The sequence below is a fragment of the Citrobacter sp. wls757 genome (assembly GCF_005280935.1).
Taxonomy (GTDB): Bacteria; Pseudomonadota; Gammaproteobacteria; order Enterobacterales; family Enterobacteriaceae; genus Citrobacter; species Citrobacter portucalensis.
Map to the genome: position 1 here is coordinate 45,914 of NZ_SZWU01000014.1, position 25,178 is coordinate 71,091.

Sequence of the window (25,178 nt, forward strand, 5' to 3'; positions counted from 1 at the left end):
GCGCAGCCACTGATGAGCGGCATCGCGGTGCGTGCGTTCATGCCAGGCCATGCTTTTTGTAAAACCGGCTATGGGCAGCGGGGGTGATAAAACGTGCATACGGGTGTCGTCATACGCCAGACGGGCAGGAACAACGGCAATCATATCGCTGATAGCGAGGATGTCCGGCAATACCAGGAAGCTGCTAACCGACAAACCAATCTGCCGTTGGCGTCCGACGCTTGCCAGTGCCTCATCGGTGACGCCCCAGAAACTTTCACCCTCATAAGAAACCAGCACATGCTCCAGCGCGCAGAAGCGATCGAGCGTCAGCGGTCCCCCCGCATCAGGATGCGCATGACGCATGAGACAAACGTACTCTTCATCATATAACGCCCGGCTGTGCAGGTTGTCGGGCGTGGAATCCGGCGTCAGCAATGCCAGGTCGATTTTCCCCTGCTCAAACTGTGTGGTGAGCAGCACTGGCTCAACCGGGATCACTCGTACACGAATGCCCGGAGCGCGCACGCGAAGCGCGGCAATAAATGGCACGATAACCGCTTTGAGCGCGTAATCCGTAGCGGCGACGGTAAAGGTGAGCGCTGCGGTGAGCGGGTCAAATTGTGTCGGTTTAAGCAGGATATCGATATCGCTGAGGATCTGTTTGACCGGGGCGGCCAACTGTTGGGCACGCAGCGTCGGAACAATGCCATGCGGTGTGCGACTAAACAGCGGATCGTCAAAATAGTCGCGCAGGCGGTTGAGCATACCGCTTACCGCAGGCTGGGTGAGCGACAGCCGCTGCGCCGCCCGGGTTACGCTGCGTTCATCCAGCAGGGCATCCAGCGTTTTTAACAGATTGAGATCGAGCGTTCTGATATCAGATTTCATGATGTCTGCCTGCGAGTTCGATAAGTCACATTATGACACGTTCAGTCGTCGACAGAGGTGAATTTGCCGCTATGATGGGCGTCCTGTCTGGTAATGGATGTGCGCATGATTTGGATAATGCTGGCCACGCTGGTGGTTGTTTTTGTGGTGGGATTTCGGGTGCTAACGTCCGGGTCGCGGCGGGCAATTCGCCGTCTGAGCGAGCGGCTGAACATTGATGTCGTGCCGGTAGAATCGATGATCGATCAGATGGGAAAAGTACAGGGAGAGGCTTTTTTACAGTACCTCCACCGTCCTGATGAATCGCATCTACAAAATGCTGCCCAGGTGCTGTTGATCTGGCAAATCGTTATTGTCGACGGCAGTGAGCAGAACTTGTTGCAATGGCACCGCTGGCTGCAAAAAGCCCGGCTGGCTGCACCGATTACCGACGCGCAGGTGCGTCTGGCGCTCGGTTTTCTGCGCGAGATGGAGCCGGATATGCAGGAGCTTAATGCGTTCCAGATGCGCTATAACGCCTTTTTCCAGCCCGAGGATGGCGTGCACTGGCTGCACTGATATCAAAATTTATGATGACGACTATTTTGAATCGTCATTATCTTTATATCTTACGCGAAAGCATGATGTACCTCGTTAACTCACACGACGAGGTACATCATGAATCAAGCGACTCAACAACGTGCAATTATCTGGCCCGCAGCGTATCTGCCGGGGACGACTGATAACTTTGCTTCAAATGAAATTATCGTTGCCGGACTGAGCGCCCGTGCCGTCTGGGCACAGCTTAATGACACAACGCGCTGGCCGACGTATTACAGCAACGTGGCGGATATCCGTTTTCACGACGGTTCCGGTCCATTGTTAAGCATGGATGCCCGTTTTCGTTTTACGACTTTTGGTTTCCCCATCGAAGCGCAAATCACCGAGTATGTGCCGCCGGTTGACGGCCAGGCCGCGCGTGTTGCCTGGCATGGCTGGGCGGAAGGCGATGCCACTACACGTCTGGATGTGATCCACGCCTGGCTCTTTGAGGATTTACCCGGCGGGCGCGTACGTATTCTGACCCAGGAATCACAAATTGGCGTTCCGGCACAAGAACTGGCACGTACGCTGCCCAATCCGATGATCAACGGTCATCAGGAGTGGATAACCGGCCTGGCCCGGGCTGCGCGTGACGCTTAATTGAGCCAGAAAGGGCTCTCTGTCCTGGGCCGGATAAGGCGCAGCCGATCTCTGGTGAATAGTTGTCAAAACGTTAATTACGTCACAAATTTAATGTTACACTGCGTAACTTTTCTACAATAACCCCACGCAGGTAACAAAATGAGTGAAGCTGTTGAACAAAAATCCCGCGCTGAGGCAAATTCCCGACCTAACTGGTCGGCGGTATTTGCCGTGGCGTTCTGCGTTGCCTGCCTGATAACCGTTGAATTTCTCCCCGTTAGCCTGTTAACGCCGATGGCGCAGGATTTGGGGATTTCTGAAGGCGTGGCCGGACAATCGGTGACCGTGACGGCATTTGTCGCCATGTTCGCCAGCCTGTTTGTGACGCAAATTATTCAGGCGACCGATCGTCGCTATGTGGTGATTCTGTTTTCGGTGCTACTGACGCTTTCCTGTCTGCTGGTTTCCTTTGCCAATTCTTTTTCGCTGCTGCTCGTTGGCCGCGCCTGCCTCGGTCTGGCGCTTGGCGGCTTCTGGGCGATGTCGGCGTCGCTGACCATGCGTCTGGTTCCTGCACGTACGGTGCCGAAAGCGCTGTCGGTTATTTTTGGCGCGGTCTCCATCGCGCTGGTAATTGCCGCGCCGCTGGGGAGCTTTTTGGGCGGCATTATCGGCTGGCGTAACGTGTTTAATGCGGCGGCGGTAATGGGCGTGCTGTGCACGATTTGGGTGGTGAGAGCGTTGCCTTCGCTGCCTGGTGAACCTTCGCATCAGAAACAAAACATGTTCAGCTTGTTGCAGCGTCCAGGGGTGATGGCCGGGATGATTGCCATCTTCATGTCCTTTGCTGGTCAGTTCGCCTTCTTTACCTATATTCGCCCGATCTATATGAATCTGGCGGGCTTTGACGTTGATGGCCTGACGCTGGTGCTGCTGAGCTTCGGTATTGCCAGTTTCGTTGGTACGTCGTTCTCGTCGATGATTTTGAAGCGTTCGGTCAAACTGGCGTTAGCCGGTGCGCCACTGGTGCTGGCGCTCAGTGCGCTGGTCCTGATCCTATGGGGCAGCGACAAAGTGGTCGCGGCGGGTATTGCGATTATTTGGGGGCTGTTGTTTGCGCTGGTACCGGTCGGCTGGTCGACGTGGATCACCCGTTCGCTTGCCGATCAGGCAGAAAAAGCCGGATCCGTCCAGGTCGCCGTGATCCAGCTTGCCAATACCTGCGGGGCAGCGGTGGGAGGCTATGCGCTCGATACCCTCGGACTGCTGTCGCCCCTGATGCTTTCCGGCAGCCTGATGCTGCTGACGGCGCTTTTGGTGGCAGCGAAAGTTCGCATAAAAGATATGCAATAATCTCGGTGTTGTTCGCCGGATAAGGCGTTCTCGCCGTATCCGGCACTTCACTACTCACTAATCAGAACCATGCTTCCCACATGGCACCAAGGTTAAAGTCGTCCAGCGTTTCATCCTGCGTGCCGTTGACCCGCGTGGTGCGATCGTTATCCACCTTGCCGCCGGTGACGTAGAAGCGCAACATCGGGCGGAACTCCGGTCCCATGGCGATTGACATGTTCTGCGACAGCGTCAGTTTCCAGCCGTGGTTATCCCCGCCGTTGTCGTAATCTACGCGCTGATAGCCCGCTTCCAGCCAGGTGGAGTGAACGTCGTTCCAGAAGTACATTGGACGCACAATCGCGCCGTAGTTCTTACGGTTATCGCTCTTATCGGTGCTGTTGTCGTAATCATGGAACGCTAACAGGTATTCCACCTGCGCCTGGCGGGTAAACTTATGACTTCCCTCGAAGCTGGCGTAAACCGTAGTCAGGTCGTCGGTTTTGTTATAGACGCTGTTGTCGGAGTTATCAGAATAACGGGCAATCACTTTATTCACGCCGCTGTCGTTGGTGTGGCTCAGCACGAATGCGCCCTGCCAGGCTTTCAGGCGGTCATCGCTCTCGACGGCTTTGGAGTCAAAACCGTAGTTGGCGTAGATCTCCAGATCCAGCGGGCCCACTTTCATATTGTGAATTTTTGACGTCACAGCGTAGTTGCCTTTATCGCCGGTACCGGAACCGCCGGTACAGGTAATACGCGATGGGTTGGCTTCGTCTTCCATCACTTCCGGGCTGCACGATTCAACTGCGGCAACGGTGGCGACATCAAACTGTACGCCGCCGATGTCGAAGTTCTTCACCCCGGCGCCCTGGCCGTCGTGGTTCATCCAGAAGTAGTCGTTGATACCCTGTTGCGGACGCTGGTGGAAGTCGCGGCCTGCCCAGATATAGGCGTTGGGATTGGATTCCAGTACGTTAGTGACACCCGCGTAGGCTTTTTTCAGGTTAACTTCGTCGCCCCAGTGGTCGATCATCACGTTGATGTCCCAGATGGCGCCGTTATCGCTTTTGAACGCTTTTGAGAGCTGGAACTCGCCGCCGTTGCCTTCGTTACCCAGGCGACCGATAGCGGAAGCACCGTTGTAGGAGCCATCAACGCCAACGTATTTCTGATCGCCGCTCTGGAAATGCGCGCCGTAACGCGCATAGCCGCTGAATTTCACACCGAACGGAATAGCCATATCCGGCGATTGCGCCGCGCTTTGCGGCTCGTTAATGACATCGGTTTTTTTCGCCACGGCGGCGTCCATTTTAGCCTGACGCTCAGCCAGCGCTTTATCGACGGCTTTGGCAACGATGGCATCGATTTGTTCTTGTGTGAATTCCTGTGCGAGGACAGAAATTGGGCACAGCGCGGCGACGACCGCCAGCGTGACTGGAAGTTTTTTTATCATGTTCATGGTTATCTCATCGACACTTTACCCTTCAGTTTGCGCAGAGCATTCTGAATAAGCGTGTGCATTAATTTATTTTAAGATAATAACCATCCCGTCTCGGTTTAATTTGCTATCACCAAAACAAGTTGATTTGTCTATTTAATAACGGGTACAGGGCTGCTTTATTTAATCGTAATGCTTTCTCCGTTGTTGAATGTTTAATTAACGATTAACGCTGATACAGATGAATAATTTCTTCTGACAGTTCGCGGGCTAATAACGACGTCATTAAGTGATCCTGCGCATGCACCATAATTAATGTCATTGGTTGCCGGGCTTCCCCGGCGTCCTGTTCGATCAATTTGGTTTGCATGTGATGAGCCTGACGGGCGTAACCGTCAGCCTCACGAAGCAGGCTTTTTGCCTCGTCAATATTGCCGGCGCGCGCGGCATGCAGCGCTTCAAAGCACAGACTGCGGGATTGCCCGGCATTGACGATGATTTCCATTACTGCTTCTTCTAATGCAATCATGTTGTTCTCTTCCTAATCGAACCCGTTATTTTCGGCGGTCTGGGCAAACCATTCGCCGCTTTTTTTCACCGTACGTTTTTGCGTTGCTAAATCTAACTGAACAAAACCGTAGCGGTTTTTATAGCCGTTAAGCCATGACCAGTTATCAATAAAGGTCCACATATGGTAGCCAAGACAATTACAGCCTTCGCTAATTCCTTTATGTAGCCATTTAAGATGATCAGAGACAAATTCAATACGGTAGCTGTCGTTGATTTGCTCTTGCTGAATAAAACGCTGCTCATTCTCGACACCCATACCGTTTTCAGAAATAAAACAGCGCGGGTTGCCATAATTATCACGCAGATTGGTAATAATATCGTAAATACCCGGCTCATAAATTTCCCAGCCACGATAAGGGTTCATTTTCCGACCCGGCATTTCGTAATAATCAAACAGCCACTCCGGCATAAACGGTGCATCCGGGTTGACGGCGCTATCACGACATTTCACGCGACGCGGCTGATAGTAGTTGATGCCGAGCAGGTCGATTTTGCCCTCGGCGATTAACTGGCTGTCGCCTGGCTGGCATGTTGGTAACTGATCGTACTCCTTCAGCAGCTCAACCAGATCCGCCGGATATTCACCCTTCAGCACCGGGTCGAGGAAGCTGCGGTTAAACAGCAGATCCGCATAGTGTGCGGCTTTTACATCCGCCGGATTTTGTGAGCGCGGGTAGGAAGGCGTTAAATTCAGCACCACGCCGATTTCACCGTCATGGTTTGCGGCACGATATGCCCGAACCGCCGTCGAATGCGCCAGTATGGTGTGATACGCCACGGTGGCTGCACGTTTGAAATCCACCACATTAGGGTAATGGAAGTCATACAGATAGCCGCCTTCAACCGGGACAATTGGCTCGTTAAAGGTAAACCAGTGCTTAACCCGGTTGCCGAACAATGTAAAACACGTTTGTGCATAGCGGCCAAACGCCTCGACCACTTCACGGTTTTCCCAGCCACCTTTCTCCTGCATCACCATCGGCATGTCGAAATGGAACAGGGTGATAAATGGCGTAATGCCTTGTGCCAGCAGCTCGTCGATGACGTTGTTATAGAACTCGACGGCTTCAGGATTAACCTCGCCGGTACCGTCCGGAATCAGGCGCGACCAGCTCAGAGACGTACGGAAGCTGTTATGCTTCAGTTGTTTGAGCAGTGCGATGTCCTGTTTCCAGTGCTGATAAAAGGTCGAGGTAGTTGCCGGGCCAACTCCCTGATGGAAACGACCTGGCTGACGGTCGAACCACACGTCCCACGTGGTCTGGCTTTTGCCGCCGTTCAGGCTATCCCCTTCGGTTTGCAGCGCTGAGCAGGCACTGCCCCACCAGAAGTTTTCAGGAAAACGGTATCTCATTGTTCTGACTCCTTGATTCATTATGAGTTGCTACGGGCAGCGTTCGCCACGGAGACGGCATCCTGTGCTTTTTGCTCTTCGGTTTTCAGCAAAGAACGTTCGTAAGCACGCAGGAATGGAAGGTACATCAGCGCTGACATCGCCATACAGATAAAGCACATCACCACCGGACTTAATGCCCAGTTTGCGGCCCAGGAAGCACCGATTGGCGCAGGCGTAGTCCACGGCGTCAATGAAACAACCTGTGCCAGCCAGCCGAGTTTGGTGGCGCTATAGGCCAGCACGGCGTTAACCAGCGGGACGCAGACAAACGGGATGAACAACATCGGGTTCATGATGATTGGCGCACCAAACAGAATAGGCTCATTGATATTAAAGAAACTAGGCACAATTCCCATTTTGCCGATAGTACGCAGATGCGCGACGCGACTGCGCAGCAGCAGGAATGCCAGCGGTAAAGTTGAACCGACGCCGCCAATCAGCAGGTAGTGATCCCAGAAACCTTGCAGATAGACATGGGGCAGCGCAGCGCCCGCTGCCAGAGCGGCCTGGTTAGCGGACAGGTTCGCCATCCAGAATGGGTTCATGATGCCGGTTACGATCAATGAGCCGTGAATGCCGGCAAACCAGAAAATCTGGCACAACAGCACAGAAAGCAGAATAGCGGGCAGTGAGTCTGAAGCGGAAACCAGCGGCTCCAGCAGGTGCATAATCGCCTGCGGGATGATCATCCCGGTTTGTGCTTCGATAAACAGGTTCAGCGGATGCAGGGTCGCAATCACCACCAGTACCGGAATGAGGATCTCGAATGAACGCGCGACGCCGGTCGGGACTTCCTTCGGCAGGCGGATTGTCACGTTATTCTGCTTCAGCCATGCATATATACGGGTGGAGTAAATGGCGGTGATGAGGGCGGTAAAGATACCCTGTCCGGAAAGATACTGCGTCGAGATTTTACCGTCGGCATAGGGCGCAGCAACCAGTAAAAACGCCATAAAGGCCAGCAGGCCAGACATCACCGGATCGAGGTTAAACTGACGGCCCAGGCTGGCACCAATGCCCACGGAGATAAAGAACGTCATAACACCCATGCTGAGGTTAAACGGCAGCATCAGCTGTTCACGATAAGTTGCCGAGAAATCGAGCCAGCCCCGGGCAAAGCTGTTGGTAGTATCGGCAGAGAACGGCGGAAAAATAAACACCAGCATGAAGGAGCCGATGATCATAAACGGCAGCGCCGCCGTAAAACCGTCACGAATTGCAATCACATACTTCTGCTGCCCTAACTTGCCAGCGAGCGGGGTGATGGATTGTTCAATGACGGCAACCATTGACTGATATAACGAACTCATAATGACACCTTTCTAGTGTGTCGCTTCAATCAGCGACAGAGCATAATCCAGCACTTTGTCACCGCGTTGCATACCGTAATCCATCATATCTATGGCTTTTACGGGTATACCCTGGGTGGCAGCCTTTTCGGAGAGCGTATTAAGCATGTACTTTACCTGGGGGCCGAGTAGCACCACCTGGTAATTTGGAAACTGAATGTCAAATTCGGAAACGCCGTAGGCCTCAATCTTCACAGGTAATCCGCGAGACTCTGCCTCTTCAACCATTTTGCGAACCAGCAAGCTGGTGGACATCCCTGCCGAACAACACAACATAATCCTGAACATAGTGAACCATCCTTTAAATGTAAAAACTTATTGCGAGTCTGATTTGATATCATACGGAAACCGGTTTCCATTCATGGAAAACAGAACTGTGACGGCCATCAAGATCTTATTCTTATAAGGCTAATTATTTGGATTTAGCTCACGAAATTAGCTGTGAAGATCTCTTTTTGAGTCCAAATGGAAAATCGGTTTCCATGAAAAACGGAAACAGCTATACTGCGGATGGCGATTATTTGAGCCAATGTTAAATTCAGGATGGAAAGGGCCAGGCGGGTCCTGTCAGGGGAGAATGATGTCTACTATCAACGATGTATCGCGTTTGGCTGGCGTGTCAAAAGCCACTGTGTCACGCGTGTTGAGCGGATCGCGTGGCGTAAAAGAGGCCAGCCGCCTCGCCGTGTTGAAAGCGGTGGATGAACTCAATTATCGTCCGAACGTGATTGCGCAGTCGCTACTCAGCCAGTCTACGGGCTGTATCGGCGTGATATGCGCGCAGGACAACATTAATCAGACCACGGGTTATCTCTACGCGCTGGAAAAGCATCTTAGCCAGCATCAAAAGCACCTGCTGCTGCGTTTTGCCAATACCAAAGCGGAAGTCATGAGCGCTCTTGATGAATTAAGTTGCGGCTTGTGCGATGACGTCCTGATTATTGGCGCGCGTTTTCCGCTGAACATCAATCAGGAGAATGTCATTCTGGTGGATTGTCTGGATTCCGGCGATGACGTCAACAGCATCCAGTTCGATCATGAGTTCGCTACCGAAACCGCCTGTAACTACCTGATAAGTCAGAACCGACGCCAGATTGCTTTAATTCATCCGGACGGGATGGGTTTCTCCGATCAGGTGCTGTTGGGCTATAAACACGCGCTGGAAAAAAACTTCCTGCCGTTTAACCGTAACCTGGTATTTATGGCTGCAACGTCATCGTCAGTGGCCTTGCAGGAGCTGCTGAACAACGCGTCAACGCTGAATTTTAACGCGCTGCTGGTGGCGGATGAACAGCAGGCACAGCGGGTGATCCCGCAGTTGCAGGCGTTTAATAAATCAGTACCGCAAGACATTATGGTCTTTAGCCTGGCCGGTTCGCTGCATCTGCCGGGAATCCCTACGATCCCGGCGATTGAATATTCCATGGACGCCATGGCGGCGCGGATCGTCAGTTGGCTCAACGAGAAAACCCAGAGCGTGCTGGGGTCGTACGTGCTGCGCGGCGACTTAATTATTCCTCAGCGTTAACGCTTTCCCTCTGGCGTGGGGCTATTTCGCTTCACGCCTATAAATCCGGGCATTCAACTTTGCCAAGCGCTTCCCAGTAGTTGTTTTGATTGTTTCTTTGAATTGCCAGAATGGCTTCGCGGATGTGCTGCTGATTACGCGTATCAGCCATAATCGTTTTTTCCCACACCTCATCAGATGGCGACCCTTGCGGGGTGCAAATCTTACGTAAATCCTTCATAACAGTATTCTTTTCGTGTACAGCCTGCAGACTGCCATAAGCCGAGTCGGCATGTGCCAGACCGGGTAGCGTGAAAAGGACGGCAATAATCGGAAAAATGACTCGTTTCATGATAATAATCCTTGTTGTCTATGCGCATCATCTCAAGAGTAAGTGTAGACGGCATACGACTCACTCATCACCCTGTGTTAATGTCTAAAAATAAATCAGCCAGAAGTTGTAGTTATTTCAGGAGGATAGGATGCAAATACAGATTACAGATACGATTACCGAAGACGATCAAGATGCCCTGCTTGCCGGATTGCGCGCTTACAACCGGCAGTTTCTGAGAACCACCAATTTTGGCGACCTGGCGGTGTACTGGCGCGATGAGCGCAATGACATTCTGGGTGGGCTGATCGGCAAAATCAAAGGCGAATGGCTGTGCATTGATTTTCTGTGGATGCATGACTCGCTGCGTAAAGGTGGTTACGGCACAAAATTGATGCAGGCCGCAGAACAGACGGCGCGTGAGAGAGGATGCCTGCATGCGCTGGTGGATACCATGAGTTTCCAGGCGCTGCCGTTTTATCAGAAAAACGGCTATCAGCTGCAAATGACCCTCGATAACTTCCCGGAAACCGGTTCCACGCGCCATTATTTGTCGAAAACGTTTTGATGACCGGAAGGTCTGGATGCCGCCGCCAAAGAGGATTTAGGTACTTGCCCGGAGGTGATCACGCTTACCGGGCATTTTTGCGAGCGTTATTCCCTGAAAATGAATATATTGCAAAAGTATGTATTTATCCGCCAAGCCGCCCCGCAACTAGAAAAATTCACAGATGTTGTGTGTGCGCCTGGCGAGTAAGGTTCTGTCATCTTGTTCTTCTGGTGACGGACCGCCATGAAAAAACCAACAACTTCTACGCCGCATGATGCGGTATTTAAAAAGTTCTTAAGCCATCCAGAAACGGCTCGGGATTTTCTTGATAGCTATCTCCCCGCACCATTACGTGAACTTTGCGATCTGAACACACTGAAGCTGGAGCCTGGGAGTTTTATTGAGGAAGACCTGCGTGCCAGTTATTCCGATGTTCTGTGGTCGCTAAAAACGAGAACTGGTAAAGGCTATATCTACGCGTTGATTGAACACCAGAGTTCACCGGATGCTCATATGGCATTCCGAATGATGCGTTACGCCGTTGCCGCGATGCAGAATCACCTTGATGCTGGCCACAAAACGCTGCCGCTGGTGGTTCCGATACTTTTTTACCATGGCGTTGCCAGCCCGTACCCTTTTTCGCTGTGCTGGCTGGATGAGTTTGACGATCCAGAGACTGCGTGGCAGCTTTATAGCGCGACCTTCCCGCTGGTCGATATCACGGTGGTGTCTGATGATGAGATTATGCAGCACCGGCGAGTGGCACTACTGGAACTTGTCCAGAAGCATATACGCGAGCGCGATTTGATGGTGCTGGTCGATAAACTGGTTGCCCTGTTGATTAAGGGACACGCTAATGACAGTCAGGTAGAAACGCTATTTAATTACCTGGTGCAGTCTGGCAGCGCACCGCGTTTTGAGGCGTTTATTCGAGAGGTTGCCCTGCGCGTTCCCCAGCATAAGGAGAGATTAATGACGATTGCAGAATGCTTACGTGAGTCGGGGCGAAGGACAGGGTTGCTAGAGGGCAAACTCGAAGGCAAACGCGAGGGCAAAAAGGACGAAGCGTTGCGGATAGCCCATGCCATGCTTGAGAAGGGGATCGATCGTGAACTGGTGCTAATTATTACCGGGCTTGCAATTGATGAACTAACAGTATCTTCCGACTAATTTATCTTAGCCCCATTATGCTTTTTTCTTCTTGCTGATGCTTTTTCGTTTTTTAAACCGCAGCGGCCTTCCCGCTATAGTCATTTCATTACTCATCAGGCGGTTATTGCAAAAGGATAAAACGTGAAGCTGAAGATACCTTATTTCGGGGCCGGGGCGGCGGTATTACTGGCGGGATTATTGCTGGCAGGATGCGATCAACAGAGCAGCGATGCAAAGCATATAAAAGTGGGTGTAATTAACGGTGCTGAGCAGGATGTAGCGGAGGTCGCGAAGAAAGTCGCTAAAGAAAAATATGGTCTGGAGGTAGAACTGGTGGGTTTTAGCGGTTCTCTGCTGCCCAACGATGCCACCAATCATGGTGAGCTGGATGCCAACGTCTTCCAGCATCGTCCGTTCCTTGAACAAGATAATAAAGCACACGACTATAAGCTGGTTGCGGTGGGCAATACCTTTGTGTTCCCGATGGCTGGTTATTCGAAGAAAATCAAAACTGTCGCTGAACTAAAAGACGGTGCAACGATTGCGATACCTAACGATCCTACCAATCTGGGCCGGGCGCTGTTGCTACTGCAAAAAGAGAAGTTAATTACGCTGAAAGCGGATACCGGCCTGCTGCCAACAGCGTTGGATATTACTGATAATCCGCGGCATCTGAAAATTATGGAACTGGAAGGTGCGCAGTTGCCGCGTGTGCTGGACGATCAGAAAGTGGATGTGGCGATTATCAGTACCACCTACATCCAGCAAACCGGGCTTTCCCCGGTACATGACAGCGTATTTATTGAAGACAAAAACTCACCGTATGTGAACATTCTGGTGGCGCGAGAAGACAACAAAGATGCCGAGAATGTGAAAGAGTTCCTGCAATCTTATCAGTCACCTGAAGTGGCGAAGGCGGCAGAAACTATCTTTAACGGTGGCGCGGTTCCGGGCTGGTAATCATAACCTTTTGCCGCGCCGGTTGGTGTTAAACCGCTCTGGCGCGGCGACGTGAGTCCATTGAGATAAGTATTACCGAAGAGAGGATCAAAAGCGTGCCCAGCCAGTCTGGCAGGGTAAAGGTAATACCTAACAGCAGCAGGGACAGCAACGCGCTGCTCAACGGTTCCGCGCAGCTTAAAATGCTCGCTTTCGGTCCGCCAATCATCTGCGCGCCTTTCAGGTACAGGCTAAACGTCAGCGACGTGCCGATGACCACCAGATAGAAAAACGCCAGAATCAAACTGCCATTCACCACGAAATTAGTGCCCTGTCCGGCATAAAACGGCAGCAGGATCATGCCGCCGATTAACATACTCCAGCCGACGACCGGCAGCGTGCCGTAGCGCGCGATAAGCGTTGAGGGGTAGGTGGTGTAGAACGCGGCGGCAAACGCCGAGGCAATTCCCCAGAACAGCGCGGCAGGTGAGATAGACAGCGACGTCGGGTTACCGTGGGTGACCAGCAAGAAGGTGCCGATAAGCGAGGTGAAGATCGCAGTCAGCACTAAAATCCCCGGTCGTGCTTTGCGTACCACGGAAAACCACGCCACGATTATGGTCGGTGACAAAAATTGCAGCACCGTCGCGGTGGCGGCGTTGGATTTTTCAATAGTCAGCAGAAAGGTTAGCTGTACGGTGAGCGCCCCAACCACGGAAAAAATCAGCAGGCTGATGGCGTCTTTGCGGTTTTTGATAATGGAGAACACTTTGTCGCCGTGAACGAAAGAGAGCATCAGCAGAATGAGCCCGGCAAAAATCAGGCGCGTCATGGTCAAAAACTGCGACGACATCTGGCTTTGCTCCATGATGTATTGCGCGCAAACGCCTGAACTTCCCCACAATACGGCGGCAATCAGGACGTTCATCATCCCTCTTCTGGTGGAACTCATCTTTCCCTCGGCATGTTGTTTTGTTTTATTTGTGTGCAGGCATCATAGCAGAGATGGTTGCGATTTCTGCCAGCACATCCGCAATCAGCCAGTCATTAAAGACTTTTACCTCCGGGCGCATTACCGCGTGCTGTGGCGTAACAATGTAGTAAGACCACGCCAGAGGCCAGCGGGTGTTGGGATGAAGCTGAACCAGTTGTCCGTCTGTCAGTAGCTGCTGCACCAATGCTCTACGCACAATGGCGACACCTTGACCGCTGAGCGCCGCCAGAATCACTGCAGAGGTAGAGTTGATGTGCAATCCACTGTCGCGAACGGCAGGTGCCTGGGTGGCGGTCAGGACATCATTCCAGCCCGGGAAATTGGCGCCGGGGTGGGGAGTGTCATCATGGATAAGCTTCTGTGCGGCCAACCATTCTCCACAGGATATTTTATCTACTGGCACAATACGTGGGCTACAAACCAGAACCGCTTCTTCATCCATCAGCCAGGTTTTATTTACCCCAGGCCAGTCGCCTTTACCGCAACGTACGCCCAGATCCGCTTCGCCATGAGCAACATCCATCAGCTTTTCCGTCACGTTCAAGCGTAATTCTATGTTTTCATGCGCTTGTGAGAAACGATTGAGGCGGCTCATCAGCCAGTTCATCACCAGTACCTGAGAGGCCGTGATAATCACCACCGAGCGCGCTCGCCGACCGCGTAACTTGTTCAGCCCAGATTCCAGACTATCCAGTCCCTGGGTTATCTCGCGCAACGCGTCCTGTGCTTCGCTGACCAGCGTGAGACGCTCTTTACCTGAACGGGTTCGATGCAGCAGCGGGTGGCCAACCCAGTCTTCCAGCGCACGAACCAGTTGCCCAACGGCAGCCGGAGTTACCCCCAGTTCCTGCGCCGCACCAGTAAAACTGCCGTGGCGGGCTGTGGCCTCAAAAGCGTGTAACCATTTAAGCCGATTAAGCGAGCGCATCAGGTCATTTCCCGTTTTGTGAATATCTTCAGTATATGCCATCGAGATAGATTTTCTTTCTCGGTTCGCTATTTCTTCTCATTCGTCAGCGCCTCAGGGGAGTGGCATTGTTAGCGCATTAACGAATACGTGAAACGAGGCTAGCGATGAACACATTATTTGTCGGCAAAAAACTGTTAGTGGTGGGCGGTACCAGTGGTATCGGATTTGAAACCGCAAAACTGATCCTCCAGGGTGGTGGTCGAGTGGTGCTGGTTGGCAATCGCGCCGAGAAAGCGGAACGGGCCCGTCAGGCGTTGGCGGAGCTGGGTGACGTCTCTGTCATTGTGGCGGATCTGATGTCAGAAGCGGGCGTTAAGCAGGTGATGGCAACGGTGAATGCTGAGCACAAAGACATCAACCTGTTAGTAAATGCAGCTGGGGTTTTTTTCCCAAAACCTTTCACTGATCATGAAGTTGAAGATTATGAACTGTACATGAGCCTCAACCGCGCGACGTTTTTTATCACCCGCGATGTCGTGCGAAATATGGTGGCGGCTAACATCCAGGGTGCCATCGTGAATATTGGTTCGATGTGGGCGCAACAGGCAATTGGCGCAACACCTTCTTCAGCGTACTCAATGGCAAAAGCGGGCCTGCATGCATTAACTAAAAATCTGGCCATCGAGCTGGGGGCGAATGGGATCCGCGTCAATGCCGTTTCGCCAGCAGTCGTGCATACACCTATCTACGAAGGATTTATCCCGAAAGAAGACGTACAAGGTGTGATGAGCAGCTTTGACAGCTTCCATCCGATTGGTCGGGTTGGTACGCCGCGTGATGTGGCTGAATCCGTCGCGTTCCTGTTGTCAGACAAAGCGCAATGGGTAACTGGCGCTATCTGGGATGTGGATGGCGGTGTTATGGCCGGACGTAATGGCTGATGTAAATCCCCCGCATAGCTGCGGGGGAGCGTCGAGACATTAAGGCTCAATCGGCGTCAGATAATCCAGCCGTAGCGGTTCGGCTAGCAGATCGTTCATTTGTAGAATGAACGCCTGGAAATGTGGCAGAGCGATGTGCTCATCCAGACCGGCCTGACCGCGCCAGGATTCGCGCACGTAGAACACATCCGGCGTGTCGCGTAACTGGAACAGGGCATATTCAATATTGCCCGGCTCCCGGCGCGTGGGCAGCAGCAGAGCTTGTAGCGCCTGTTTCAGTGCGTCGATTTTCCCCGGTTTGGCTTTCAGTACCGCAATAATTGAAATCACGTCAGAATCAGACATGTTAAAACCCCTCCAGCACAATCTTGCCGACCGAGCGACCGGTTTCAATTTGCGTGTGGGCTTTTTGCAGATTTGCCGCGGTAATCGCGCCAAAATGTTCGCCCAGCGTGGTACGGAGGGTGCTGTCGTCGATCAGCTGCGCCACGCGGGTCAGTAACTGATGCTGCGCAATGATGTCGTGGGTGGTAAACATCGAACGGGTAAACATAAACTCCCAGTGCAGCGAAATGCTTTTGGCCTTCAGCGGGCGCGCATCGAGAGATTGAGGATCGTCAATCAGCGCCAGTTTGCCCTGCGGCGCCAGTGCGGCAATAATTTGCGAATAGTGCTGCTCGGTATTGTTCAGGCTGGCAACGTGCGTCACCTCTTTAATGCCTATCCGTGCCAGCTCTTCCGTCAACGGCTTGCTGTGGTCAATCACATGATGAGCGCCCGCTTCACGTACCCATTTCTGGCTCTGCGGACGCGATGCGGTACCGATGACGGTCATTTTGGTCAGCTTACTGGCCAGTTGTGTCAGAATAGAACCGACGCCGCCAGCCGCGCCAACAATCAATAACACATCATCTTCATTGCCATTTTCCTCAACGCCCAGACGGTCGAACAGCATTTCCCAGGCGGTGATAGCTGTCAGTGGCAGCGCCGCAGCAGAAGCATTATCCAGTGTTTTTGGCTTCAGCGCGGTAATACGTTCATCAACCAGCTGAAATTCACTGTTACTGCCAGCGCGGCCGAGCGCTCCGGCGTACCAGACTTCATCACCGGGTGCGAACAGGGTGACGGCTTCGCCCACGGACTTCACCACGCCAACGGCGTCCCAGCCCAGCACACGCGGCACATCAGCGTTAAAACCTTCGCGGACCTTGGTATCAACGGGGTTGACGGAAATGGCTTTCACTTCAACCAGCAGATCGTGCCCGGTAGCAACTGGCATGGGCAGGTCAATCTCTTGTAAAAATTCAATGTTATTGCCGTCGGTCGCGGCGCGGGTAATGGCGATGGCTTTCATATTCTCTCCGGTCACAGGAATCAGTTTATACCCGTCATACTTCAAGCTGCATGTGCGTTGGCTACGTTCGCTCACCCCAGTCACATAGTTTGCTATGCTCCTGGAGATTCACTCTCTTGCTGCCTTCATGCAACTCGAATTATTTAGGGTATATCTGTTGATATAATTTGATGGTAAACCGGTAACAGAACGGGAAAAATAGCCCTATGGCGACAGGACTTATACTCGGGGAGTGAAAATGTTCCGGCTTGAAGATCTCACGTTGTTTGTCCGCGCCGCGGCGCTGAATAGTTTTAGCGATGCCGCGCGCGAAGTCGGCGTTCAGCCTGCTCAGGTCAGTTCAGCTATCAAGCGCCTGGAGTCTACGTTGGCTATCCGCTTGTTCGCCCGCTCTACGCGCAGCCTGCGCCTGACGCCGGAGGGCGAGGTCTGGCTACCCTATGCTCGCCAGATGCTGGACGTAATGCATGCCGGGCTGCAAAAAATTCAGACCCCGGAAGATGAAGTGTCAGGCACGCTGCAAATCGCCGTGCCTTCCGATCTCGGTCGTAACCTGCTGCTGCCGGTCTTTCAGTCGTTTCGACGCCGCTATCCCGCGCTGCGCCTGCGGATTTTTTTCTCCGACCAGGTAACGGATGTCTTTAAAGACCCCGTCGATGTTGCGTTTCGCTATGGCAACACCGAAGACGCGTCTTACATTGCCCTGCCCGTTGCACCGGGTAACCGACGCGTGCTGGTGGCATCACCGGAATGGGTTGCGCAAAACGGCGCGCCGCAAACCCCGGATGATTTAACACAGCTCAACGCCATGACCTTCGTATTACGCGGCCGCCTGCACGATCGCTGGACGTTTACGCGCAACGGCGAGGTCAGCAGTGTGCAGGTTAACGGCACCATTATGAGCGACGATGCGGAAGTGATCCGGCGCCTGGCGATTGCCGGAGAAGGTGTGGCGTACAAGTCGTGGCTGGATGTCAGCGAGGATGTGCGTGACGGTCGATTACAACTGCTGATGCCGGATTATCAGGGAGAGAAAGTCCCGCTGAATATGATTTGCCCGCATCGGAAGCAGCTTTCAACCGCGGTACGCCTTCTGCACGAGGCGGTGAGGGCACGGTGTGAAATGCTGGCGCAAAGCTAATAAGCGCTTTACGCCAGAATACTATCGCGTCGTTACTCAGTCTTTTTTCGTTGCATTCGCAAAGAAAATATCAGACTGAATGTCTTTAGTGCGGATGGTAAAGAGCTGATTAGTCAGATCTTCCGTCAGCTTCTCGGCGTCGGCCATGATGCGCAGGTTGAAGTCATTCAGCATCTTATCCGCGGCGGGTTTATCGGTTTTCGCCATCTTCAGATACTCTGCTTCGACCTCTTTTTGCTCCTTCGCCACTTTGTCTTCCCACGCTTTGTAGGCTTTTTTGACGATTGGCGCGAGCTTCGGATAATCGGTCATCGTCAGCGTTTGTAATTTACGATATTTCCAGTAGATAGACTGATCGTCCGCTTTATCGGTACCCATCGTGTAGTTAGCCGGATACGCTTTCAGACCGCTGTAGTACGGAACGAAGGCGGTGAGGTCAGCCATGCCCAGGCCAATGTAGGTCGTTTCACCAATCTCTTTTGGCAACCACGGACGGACCTGCATAACGTGCGCTTCATAGGTACGGAAAACGCTGACCGGACGCCATGGCTCTTTGCCGTTCAGACCGTTGGTGTACGGGTCATGGCTGGTCCCTTCATAGTGACTACGCAACACGGCCTTCACATCGTCCAGCGTCATTTTCTTCTCTGGCGTCATGAAGACCGGGAATTCGCGCCCTTTGGCCATATCCTGATTTACGGAAGGATTGAATTCTTTCTGGATGGTCCATACACGAGGGTCGTTATACGTGCGGTCACGCTCGTCATCACGGGTATAGGCTTTGGAGAAGTTGAATTTACCGTCTTTCGCCGGATCGTACAGTCCTTTTTCAGTCGCAAATTGAATCAGATTTTTTGACGCCATCATGTCCGGATTTTTAGGATCGTAATCCTGTAAGCGGCCCTGATTACCGGTGGCAAAATACTGGTTATTCGGCAGACGCTGCGCCATCCACTGGTGGCCGCTACCGGTTTCCAGGTACCAGATCTCGTTATCGTCGACGACGGCAACGCCAAAACCTTCGCCTGCACCGACGGTCTCAACGATATGGCCCAACAGCGCCACAGCTTCACGTGCGGTTTTACTTTGTGACAGCAGAATATCCGGGATATCGTCTTCGGTGATCCCTTTATCCTCAACGTACGGGTCGGCGGCCAGTGCTTTCGGTGAGGCAAAAATGGATTCTGTACCGCTCACGCCGACACCCAGCTCGTTAAATCCGGTCGCGCCGTGCAGTTGGGTTTTCCAGTTTGGGATAGTGGTATAACGCAGAGAGTTTTTCGGCAGTGGCCAGGTAAAATCATTCGCACCATTATGTGCTTTGGTGCTGTATACCCCGGTCTGATTTTGCTTTGCCGGATGAATGACAAAATGCTGTGCTTTCAGAGCATCGCTGTCTGCGCTACGGGCGACCAGCATGGAGCCGTCCGCTGATGCTTCGTTGCCGACCAGCAGGGTCGTACAAGCAAAACCTGATGAAACAACGGCCAAATTTATAGAAAGTGCAATCAGGCACTTTTTAAAAGTAAACATTACGTATCCCTCATATGTACGCCAAAAATACACCGGAAACACACCGTTTCCTGAAATGCGATAACGCCTGAACGCTCAGACATTGCTCGCGAGAGAGATAAACGCCCCTGCCCACGTCTTCTCCAAATATCCATCCGTAGGTTGAAGTCTTCTGGGCAAAATATAACGCCCATTTCGCTTAATTATTACGCAACAGATATTATGATATTCAGGATGTTTCCTGATTCGCGATGAAGAATAGCAATGGGTTATGTGTGGATTCAGTGACCCATGTCGCGTAAGCCAATGATGACAAATGTGAATTTCATTGAGGGGCCGTACTTTTTGTTTCCGGATATGACGCTACCTTTTGCGGCAATACAGCGAGGGCACATTGGAGCTGGCAAAAATCCATGCACCTTTATACTCCTCCATGACCAGGCTCAGGCTTCGTCCGCTTTGGCGGTAAAATCCAGGTAATGTGTCGTTAATATCCGCTTCATCAGCGGTGTCAGCGAAGGTTTTGACGACCTGCATCGCCTGTAGCACTCGGGCATCGCGCTTTTGGGTGTAGTTAAAATAGATGTTCCTGCTAATGTCTGAGGTATTACGCCCGTACAGTTTGCCGGTAATAGTGGCCAGGCCTTCACTGTTGTACATCCGAAACGATAACGTACCCGTAAAGCGGTTGCTGCCAATATTCCATTCCATGTTACCGATGCAATTCAGCGGTTTGTCGGCATAGCGTGAATGCCATAACCATCCGCCTGAACCGAGCACAGTAACCAGCCCGGCCACGAGCATTATAAGGTGGCGTGTTTTTTTCATTGCCCGCGCATCCAGTAATAATGAGTAGTACAAAATGCGTTAGCATCCACCCGTGCATCTTTATCACAGACAAATGCCACGATCCTTTCCGCTTTGCTGTAACCGGTAAGAAACACGTGCTTGTTGTTTTCACAGAGATAGGGATGTAACTGCATCAGATTGAAATAGCCTTGCTGGTCGTGTTCATTTGGTGAGTAATAGATTTTGCAATTTTGCCGCGATGGGGTCTGCATGGAAGCCTGGACAAATTTACTAAACGGCATAACAGGGCGCGTTTGATACCACACCAGCCAGATGATCAACGTGACAATCACGACACTGGCGCTAAATAAAACCTCAAACCAGGGTATCTGCGTCGTTTGTTGTGGTGTCGAAGGAATTATCTTTGCGGGGGGGATTTCTTCAATAACCGGCGGCGGGGAAACTTCACTCTGTTGAAGCGTTATTGTCTCTACTTGCGTATTCTCATTTAATCTGAGCCCGCGTCGGGAAATAGTTTTCACCGTATCACGAGGCAACCCCACGTCCGCCAGCGCGTTTCGTAGCGTCAGAATAGCCTGGTAAAATGTGTTGGTGGTGGTCACATTATTTCTTTCACCCCAACCAATTGTCATCAACGTGTTCTGGGAAACAATGTCACTTGCGTGAGTAATTAAATAGAGAAAACAGAGCGAGGCAGGGAGCTGGAGCTGAATTGCTCGCCCGGTCTGACGATTGACCAGACTTTTGCTATCAGGATTAAATTCGACCAACTGATTGATAAGGTACAATTGCCCAGCCCTCAGTAACCAAAACGAATCACAGCGTGTGCTAACGCATCCTTTAAATTTTACATCCAAATCGAAAATGCGCCTCACTCTTTGTTCATGAACGAAGATAAGAATTTCACTAATTCGTTAAAATTTCTTTAAATACAATACGTTAGCAATCTTATTTCTTAGGTGAGAATTAACTAAGGTTAAATAATGAGAATTCATTACAGTTTTATCTGAATTATCTTTATATTTGTCCACAACATGACAAGGGTGATTGAGTTATCAGAATTACGTAATTAGTAAGTAACTTTTGCGCAGGTTATTTTTTAGCAAATAGTGCTTTTTTACTGTTTGTCCTGGAATCTGAATTTATGCATAAAATTCCTAATGCATAGGTTGTTATTCTGAGATAAAGCGTAAATAAGCTTAGCGCAATCGTATTACTCACAGACCATACATATTAGTGCATCAGGAGTTTATTACATTTTATTAGCGCCACTGTTATTAGCTGACAAGGAACGTACTACGTGTTGGATTGACACATTTATTTACCAATGAAATATTTATGGAAAAATAACAGGAGTCATTTTTGATGAAGAGATCACCGTCACAGACTGTTCGTTGCATAAGCTGTGAATTATCCTGTCAATTATTTCCGGATACTGCGGTTCGCGCCAGTTACTGCCACCGTGCCGCTTTTGCGATCTGGCCTGCGGGGAATGGCTTTCTGCAAAAAGGAATTATTGAAAAGCTTCTGCTTAATAATCAAAACCATTTGTCGCGCGGGTTTATTTTTGTGGACTTTTCTTTCCCGAATCTGCGTCTGTTTGCCGACCCGCAATGGGTTGACCGGCTTGCCTACAGCGGTATGCATATTGTGTTGATAGCAGACAGGAACCTGGCGCCGTTAGCCAACTACTGGCTGTCCAAAAGCAATAAAATACAAGGGATTATATATTCTGATGATGATGACGAAGTTCAACATCAGAAAATTAGGCGACTCTTTACTGGTCATCTCGCTAACAGCAAACGTGGACGCTCACTTAACTATACTGAAATGATATTACTGAAGCGTTTTGTGTCAGGGAAAAGTATTCAGCAAATTACCAAAATAGATAATATCGATATTAAGAAAATATATGTCTACAAGCTCAGGCTTGAAGATAAGTTAGGCCATAGTATTCATCAAATATTGTCGAATATTTTATAACGTATTTTTGAATTTTATTATTTTCACATCCTTGCGATGTGGTGGACGCTCTACGCCTGAAAGCAGGAGGCTAATATGCCAAATCCCAAATCTTATTCTCGTATTGCCATAGCGGTTTCAGCCGCATTAACCTCTATGGTATTTTCAGCTCAAGCGGCATGGGTTGACGTTGATAGTCTACCCTCCACCGGACTGGTTAGCAGTCTGCCCCCGGAATTGCAGGCAATAATTCCAGCGCAGGCAAATGCCAGTTTCGCTAAAACCAGCGCCATGCCGAATTATGTTTATCAATGGAGTGCGGGCACGATTCCCGTTTATGGCAATGGATTAACGATTAATGGACCCGGCGCTGAAGCTTTTGAGCACTCTGTTACCGTTATTCAGAACAGTACAACGGGTAGTCCGGGCGTTATTTTTGGGGACGACCTGACGATTCGCACGCAGTCGAAGAATGCCGCCAATAATGATAAAGATGTTGACGGTATCCGCACGCACGGGGCCAATACGCCGGATAACCCGGTCTTTATCATCACCGGGGATCGCACCAGTATTTATGTGGACGGTCAGGATGGTGACGGTATTAACGCAGGTTACAACTCCTATAGCCAGGGTTGGAAGGGCTCGGCCAGCATTTACGTCGGCGACGATCTGTATATTCAAACCACCGGTTCCCAGGGACGTGGTATCACAGCAAACGCGATGAAAGACGCCACGCAGGCCAAAAATACAATTGTGGTCGGCGACCGGGCACACATTGTGACGACAGGTGACAGTTCAGAGGGTCTTCGCACCGGGCAGAGCGGTTCCTCGATACTGCTTGGCAATGACGCCACCATTGAGACTTCGGGTGCTTCTTCAACGGGGATTTATGCCGCCTCATCTTCCAAAACGGAACTGGGCAACAACGCGACGATTACGGTCAACGGCGTCAGCGCTCATGCGGTTTATTCCACCAACGCGACCGTGAATCTTGGTGAAAACGCAACGATCAACGTGAACAGTTCGGCGAAAGCGGCGTCATACAGCAAAGCGCCACGTGGCCTGTATGCGACTTCACGCGGGGCGATAAACCTGGCAGGCGGTGCCGCCATTACCATGGCGGGCGATCATAGCAACGAAAGTTATGCCATCAGCACTGAAACGGGCGGCATCGTAGACGGTTCTACTGGCGGGCGTTTTCTTATCGACGGCGATCTTCATGCCGCTGGCGCGACTGCTGCAACCAGCAGCCTGCCGCAGCAAAACAGTACCATTAAGCTCAACATGACCGACAACTCGTTGTGGAGCGGGGCGTCATACATCAACAGCGCCACTGCCGGGACGGGCGTTATCTCGCTGCAAATGAGCGACGCGACCTGGAACATGACTAACAGTTCAACGCTCACCGACCTGACGCTGAACGGCGGGTCAGTGGTGAACTTTGGGCATGCTGACGGCGAACCGTGGCAGACGCTTACCATCAATGAAGATTTTACCGGGAACGGCGGCAAACTGGTTTTCAATACTGTCCTGAATGACGATACCTCCGAAACCGACAAGCTGAAAGTGCTCGGCAACACCGCGGGTAATGCGTTTGTGGCGGTGAATAACATTGGCGGAACCGGGGCGCAGACCATTGAAGGTATTGAGATCATCGAAGTGGCCGGTAATTCTGACGGTACTTTTGAGAAAGCGGGCCGTATTGTTGCCGGAGCGTACGACTATAACGTGGTGCAGAAAGGCAGTAACTGGTATCTGACCAGCTTTATTCCTGCTCCGCCGGATCCGGAAGACCCGGACCCCGTCGATCCGCATGACCCTGACCCTGTTGATCCGGACCCGGTTGACCCTATTGATCCAGACCCGGTCGATCCTGTAGACCCGATTATCCCTGAGCCGGAAGAACCTGTTGCGCCTCCTGTCACTGAGCAGCAATACCGTCCGGAAGCAGGCAGTTATCTGGCGAACAACTATGCGGCTAACACGCTGTTTATGACCCGACTGCACGATCGTCTGGGTGAAACGCAGTACGTCGATATGCTGACAGGCGAGAAGAAAGTTACCAGCCTGTGGATGCGTAACGTTGGGGCGCATACCCGCTTCAAAGACGGTAGCGGGCAGTTGAAAACCCAAAGCAACAGCTATGTAATGCAGCTAGGCGGCGACCTGGCGCAGTGGAGTAGCGACGGTCTTGACCGCTGGCACCTTGGCGCGATGGCAGGTTATGCCAACAGCCAGAACCGTACGCGGTCCAGCCTGACCGGCTACCATTCACGTGGCCAGGTCACCGGTTACAGCGTGGGGTTGTACGGCACATGGTATGCCAATGACGCCGACAAGACCGGCACCTACGTAGATACCTGGGCGCTGTATAACTGGTTTGATAACAAAGTGATGGGCCAGGAGCAGGCAGCAGAGAAATACAAATCCAGCGGGATAACCGCTTCGGTTGAAGCCGGTTACAGCTTCAAACTGGGCGAAAGCGAGCGCAACAGCTACTGGCTGCAACCGAAAGCGCAAGTGGTATGGATGGACGTGCAAGCCGACAGTCACCGCGAAGCGAACGGTACCCGCGTGAAGGACAACACCGACGGCAACCTGATGACTCGTCTGGGCGTGAAAGCCTTTATTAATGGTCACAACGCCATCGACGACGGTAAATCTCGCGAGTTCCAGCCGTTTGTTGAAGCCAACTGGATCCACAACACGCAGACGACCAGCGTGAAGATGGACGATGTGAGCAATGACATGCGCGGCACCAAAAACATCGGCGAGCTGAAAGTCGGCGTTGAAGGTCAAATCACTCCGCGACTCAACGTGTGGAGCAACGTGGCCCAACAAGTCGGCGACAAAGGCTACAGCGATACCCGCGGTATGTTGGGCGTGAAATATAATTTCTAATGTAAGTGAGTAATGGAAAAGCCGCTGATTCACCGATCGGCGGCTTTCTTTT

At 51.7% G+C, this 25,178-nt stretch carries 25 protein-coding genes; 11 read left to right on the forward strand and 14 right to left on the reverse strand.

All coding sequences use genetic code 11. The annotated features are described in order from the left end of the window. Nucleotides 1-870: LysR family transcriptional regulator (locus FDW94_RS01605; protein ID WP_137377044.1), on the reverse strand; the 870-nt coding region annotated here is incomplete at its 3' end. A gap of 105 nt (nucleotides 871-975) precedes the next feature. Here FDW94_RS01605 and FDW94_RS01610 point away from each other — a divergent pair. The 3 genes from FDW94_RS01610 to nepI all read left to right on the forward strand — a co-directional run bounded on the left by FDW94_RS01610 (nucleotide 976) and on the right by nepI (nucleotide 3,387). Beyond that, nucleotides 976-1,428: a DUF1198 family protein gene (locus FDW94_RS01610; RefSeq protein ID WP_003827141.1), complete on the forward strand. Its 453-nt coding sequence runs from the start codon at nucleotides 976-978 to the stop codon at nucleotides 1,426-1,428. Between the two features lie 99 nt (nucleotides 1,429-1,527). After that, nucleotides 1,528-2,052: an SRPBCC domain-containing protein gene (locus FDW94_RS01615; protein WP_003827143.1), complete on the forward strand. Its 525-nt coding sequence runs from the start codon at nucleotides 1,528-1,530 to the stop codon at nucleotides 2,050-2,052. Between the two features lie 141 nt (nucleotides 2,053-2,193). Beyond that, nucleotides 2,194-3,387 (forward strand): purine ribonucleoside efflux pump NepI, encoded by a 1,194-nt coding sequence (gene nepI, locus FDW94_RS01620; RefSeq protein WP_137377025.1) that lies wholly within the window; start codon nucleotides 2,194-2,196, stop codon nucleotides 3,385-3,387. 61 nt (nucleotides 3,388-3,448) lie between these two features. On the opposite strand, the gene FDW94_RS01625 is transcribed toward nepI, so the two are convergent. The 5 genes from FDW94_RS01625 to FDW94_RS01645 form a co-directional block, all read right to left on the reverse strand. Beyond that, complete coding sequence (locus FDW94_RS01625; protein ID WP_137377026.1) at nucleotides 3,449-4,828, reverse strand: carbohydrate porin; 1,380 nt, start codon at nucleotides 4,826-4,828, stop codon at nucleotides 3,449-3,451. Between the two features lie 205 nt (nucleotides 4,829-5,033). Further along, nucleotides 5,034-5,336, reverse strand: coding sequence for a PTS lactose/cellobiose transporter subunit IIA (locus tag FDW94_RS01630; RefSeq protein ID WP_008786514.1), 303 nt, complete (start codon nucleotides 5,334-5,336; stop codon nucleotides 5,034-5,036). A 12-nt stretch (nucleotides 5,337-5,348) separates the two neighbouring features. Continuing rightward, entirely contained in the window at nucleotides 5,349-6,731 is a 1,383-nt protein-coding gene (locus FDW94_RS01635; RefSeq protein ID WP_137377027.1) for a glycoside hydrolase family 1 protein, read from the reverse strand. A 20-nt stretch (nucleotides 6,732-6,751) separates the two neighbouring features. Continuing rightward, nucleotides 6,752-8,083: a PTS cellobiose transporter subunit IIC gene (locus tag FDW94_RS01640; protein ID WP_008786512.1), complete on the reverse strand. Its 1,332-nt coding sequence runs from the start codon at nucleotides 8,081-8,083 to the stop codon at nucleotides 6,752-6,754. A gap of 12 nt (nucleotides 8,084-8,095) precedes the next feature. Next, entirely contained in the window at nucleotides 8,096-8,410 is a 315-nt protein-coding gene (locus tag FDW94_RS01645) for a PTS sugar transporter subunit IIB (RefSeq protein WP_008786511.1), read from the reverse strand. A gap of 292 nt (nucleotides 8,411-8,702) precedes the next feature. On the opposite strand from FDW94_RS01645, the gene FDW94_RS01650 reads away from it, so the two are divergent. Beyond that, on the forward strand, nucleotides 8,703-9,650 hold the full coding sequence (locus FDW94_RS01650; protein ID WP_032941556.1) for a LacI family DNA-binding transcriptional regulator: 948 nt from the start codon (nucleotides 8,703-8,705) through the stop codon (nucleotides 9,648-9,650). A 37-nt stretch (nucleotides 9,651-9,687) separates the two neighbouring features. On the opposite strand, the gene FDW94_RS01655 is transcribed toward FDW94_RS01650, so the two are convergent. Continuing rightward, nucleotides 9,688-9,981 carry a YicS family protein gene (locus FDW94_RS01655; RefSeq protein ID WP_008786509.1) on the reverse strand — a complete coding sequence of 98 codons (294 nt, stop codon included), beginning with the start codon at nucleotides 9,979-9,981 and terminating at the stop codon, nucleotides 9,688-9,690. 130 nt (nucleotides 9,982-10,111) lie between these two features. Between FDW94_RS01655 and FDW94_RS01660 the strand changes: the two genes are divergently transcribed. The 3 genes from FDW94_RS01660 (at nucleotide 10,112) to nlpA (ending at nucleotide 12,622) form a co-directional block, all read left to right on the forward strand. Further along, a complete protein-coding gene (locus tag FDW94_RS01660; protein WP_137377028.1) occupies nucleotides 10,112-10,528 on the forward strand; it encodes a GNAT family N-acetyltransferase in 417 nt (138 codons plus the stop codon). A 225-nt stretch (nucleotides 10,529-10,753) separates the two neighbouring features. After that, complete coding sequence (locus FDW94_RS01665) at nucleotides 10,754-11,680, forward strand: Rpn family recombination-promoting nuclease/putative transposase (protein WP_137377029.1); 927 nt, start codon at nucleotides 10,754-10,756, stop codon at nucleotides 11,678-11,680. A gap of 123 nt (nucleotides 11,681-11,803) precedes the next feature. After that, nucleotides 11,804-12,622: a lipoprotein NlpA gene (gene nlpA, locus FDW94_RS01670; protein ID WP_008786507.1), complete on the forward strand. Its 819-nt coding sequence runs from the start codon at nucleotides 11,804-11,806 to the stop codon at nucleotides 12,620-12,622. A gap of 28 nt (nucleotides 12,623-12,650) precedes the next feature. Here the strand turns inward: nlpA and FDW94_RS01675 are convergent, their stop codons facing one another. Both FDW94_RS01675 and FDW94_RS01680 read right to left on the reverse strand, forming a co-directional pair. Beyond that, entirely contained in the window at nucleotides 12,651-13,553 is a 903-nt protein-coding gene (locus tag FDW94_RS01675; protein ID WP_003827166.1) for a carboxylate/amino acid/amine transporter, read from the reverse strand. 25 nt (nucleotides 13,554-13,578) lie between these two features. Then, on the reverse strand, nucleotides 13,579-14,523 hold the full coding sequence (locus FDW94_RS01680) for a LysR substrate-binding domain-containing protein (RefSeq protein ID WP_008786506.1): 945 nt from the start codon (nucleotides 14,521-14,523) through the stop codon (nucleotides 13,579-13,581). A gap of 146 nt (nucleotides 14,524-14,669) precedes the next feature. On the opposite strand from FDW94_RS01680, the gene FDW94_RS01685 reads away from it, so the two are divergent. Next, the gene (locus tag FDW94_RS01685) at nucleotides 14,670-15,446 is read left to right on the forward strand and encodes an SDR family oxidoreductase (RefSeq protein WP_048237032.1); all 777 of its coding nucleotides are present in this window, start codon (nucleotides 14,670-14,672) and stop codon (nucleotides 15,444-15,446) included. Nucleotides 15,447-15,485: 39 nt separating this feature from the next. Here FDW94_RS01685 and FDW94_RS01690 read toward each other — a convergent pair whose 3' ends face one another. Together FDW94_RS01690 and FDW94_RS01695 are read right to left on the reverse strand one after the other, a co-directional pair. Further along, entirely contained in the window at nucleotides 15,486-15,776 is a 291-nt protein-coding gene (locus tag FDW94_RS01690; RefSeq protein WP_162623446.1) for a putative quinol monooxygenase, read from the reverse strand. Between the two features lie 16 nt (nucleotides 15,777-15,792). After that, entirely contained in the window at nucleotides 15,793-16,800 is a 1,008-nt protein-coding gene (locus FDW94_RS01695) for a zinc-binding alcohol dehydrogenase family protein (protein ID WP_060682985.1), read from the reverse strand. A gap of 238 nt (nucleotides 16,801-17,038) precedes the next feature. On the opposite strand from FDW94_RS01695, the gene FDW94_RS01700 reads away from it, so the two are divergent. After that, entirely contained in the window at nucleotides 17,039-17,941 is a 903-nt protein-coding gene (locus tag FDW94_RS01700; RefSeq protein ID WP_137377030.1) for a LysR family transcriptional regulator, read from the forward strand. 36 nt (nucleotides 17,942-17,977) lie between these two features. On the opposite strand, the gene FDW94_RS01705 is transcribed toward FDW94_RS01700, so the two are convergent. The 3 genes from FDW94_RS01705 to FDW94_RS01715 form a co-directional block, all read right to left on the reverse strand. Then, complete coding sequence (locus FDW94_RS01705; protein ID WP_137377031.1) at nucleotides 17,978-19,474, reverse strand: C69 family dipeptidase; 1,497 nt, start codon at nucleotides 19,472-19,474, stop codon at nucleotides 17,978-17,980. 342 nt (nucleotides 19,475-19,816) lie between these two features. Further along, nucleotides 19,817-20,281: a hypothetical protein gene (locus FDW94_RS01710; protein WP_137377032.1), complete on the reverse strand. Its 465-nt coding sequence runs from the start codon at nucleotides 20,279-20,281 to the stop codon at nucleotides 19,817-19,819. Continuing rightward, on the reverse strand, nucleotides 20,278-21,051 hold the full coding sequence (locus tag FDW94_RS01715; RefSeq protein WP_137377045.1) for a transcriptional regulator: 774 nt from the start codon (nucleotides 21,049-21,051) through the stop codon (nucleotides 20,278-20,280). Before FDW94_RS01715 ends, FDW94_RS01710 begins: the two co-directional genes overlap by 4 nt. 577 nt (nucleotides 21,052-21,628) lie before the next feature. On the opposite strand from FDW94_RS01715, the gene FDW94_RS01720 reads away from it, so the two are divergent. Together FDW94_RS01720 and misL are read left to right on the forward strand one after the other, a co-directional pair. Beyond that, nucleotides 21,629-22,246, forward strand: coding sequence for a helix-turn-helix transcriptional regulator (locus FDW94_RS01720; RefSeq protein WP_137377033.1), 618 nt, complete (start codon nucleotides 21,629-21,631; stop codon nucleotides 22,244-22,246). Between the two features lie 75 nt (nucleotides 22,247-22,321). Then, on the forward strand, nucleotides 22,322-25,126 hold the full coding sequence (gene misL / locus FDW94_RS01725) for an intestinal colonization autotransporter adhesin MisL (protein WP_137377034.1): 2,805 nt from the start codon (nucleotides 22,322-22,324) through the stop codon (nucleotides 25,124-25,126). Nucleotides 25,127-25,178: the final 52 nt, after the last annotated feature.

Coding starts and splice junctions, on each gene's coding strand:
- FDW94_RS01610 (WP_003827141.1), top strand. CDS start 976: ATGATTTGGATAATGCTGGCCACGCTGGTGGTTGTTTTTGTGGTGGGA.
- FDW94_RS01615 (WP_003827143.1), top strand. CDS start 1,528: ATGAATCAAGCGACTCAACAACGTGCAATTATCTGGCCCGCAGCGTAT.
- nepI (WP_137377025.1), top strand. CDS start 2,194: ATGAGTGAAGCTGTTGAACAAAAATCCCGCGCTGAGGCAAATTCCCGA.
- FDW94_RS01625 (WP_137377026.1), bottom strand. CDS start 4,828: ATGAACATGATAAAAAAACTTCCAGTCACGCTGGCGGTCGTCGCCGCG.
- FDW94_RS01630 (WP_008786514.1), bottom strand. CDS start 5,336: ATGATTGCATTAGAAGAAGCAGTAATGGAAATCATCGTCAATGCCGGG.
- FDW94_RS01635 (WP_137377027.1), bottom strand. CDS start 6,731: ATGAGATACCGTTTTCCTGAAAACTTCTGGTGGGGCAGTGCCTGCTCA.
- FDW94_RS01640 (WP_008786512.1), bottom strand. CDS start 8,083: ATGAGTTCGTTATATCAGTCAATGGTTGCCGTCATTGAACAATCCATC.
- FDW94_RS01645 (WP_008786511.1), bottom strand. CDS start 8,410: ATGTTCAGGATTATGTTGTGTTGTTCGGCAGGGATGTCCACCAGCTTG.
- FDW94_RS01650 (WP_032941556.1), top strand. CDS start 8,703: ATGTCTACTATCAACGATGTATCGCGTTTGGCTGGCGTGTCAAAAGCC.
- FDW94_RS01655 (WP_008786509.1), bottom strand. CDS start 9,981: ATGAAACGAGTCATTTTTCCGATTATTGCCGTCCTTTTCACGCTACCC.
- FDW94_RS01660 (WP_137377028.1), top strand. CDS start 10,112: ATGCAAATACAGATTACAGATACGATTACCGAAGACGATCAAGATGCC.
- FDW94_RS01665 (WP_137377029.1), top strand. CDS start 10,754: ATGAAAAAACCAACAACTTCTACGCCGCATGATGCGGTATTTAAAAAG.
- FDW94_RS01675 (WP_003827166.1), bottom strand. CDS start 13,553: ATGAGTTCCACCAGAAGAGGGATGATGAACGTCCTGATTGCCGCCGTA.
- FDW94_RS01680 (WP_008786506.1), bottom strand. CDS start 14,523: ATGCGCTCGCTTAATCGGCTTAAATGGTTACACGCTTTTGAGGCCACA.
- FDW94_RS01685 (WP_048237032.1), top strand. CDS start 14,670: ATGAACACATTATTTGTCGGCAAAAAACTGTTAGTGGTGGGCGGTACC.
- FDW94_RS01695 (WP_060682985.1), bottom strand. CDS start 16,800: ATGAAAGCCATCGCCATTACCCGCGCCGCGACCGACGGCAATAACATT.
- FDW94_RS01700 (WP_137377030.1), top strand. CDS start 17,039: ATGTTCCGGCTTGAAGATCTCACGTTGTTTGTCCGCGCCGCGGCGCTG.
- FDW94_RS01705 (WP_137377031.1), bottom strand. CDS start 19,474: ATGTTTACTTTTAAAAAGTGCCTGATTGCACTTTCTATAAATTTGGCC.
- FDW94_RS01710 (WP_137377032.1), bottom strand. CDS start 20,281: ATGAAAAAAACACGCCACCTTATAATGCTCGTGGCCGGGCTGGTTACT.
- FDW94_RS01720 (WP_137377033.1), top strand. CDS start 21,629: ATGAAGAGATCACCGTCACAGACTGTTCGTTGCATAAGCTGTGAATTA.
- misL (WP_137377034.1), top strand. CDS start 22,322: ATGCCAAATCCCAAATCTTATTCTCGTATTGCCATAGCGGTTTCAGCC.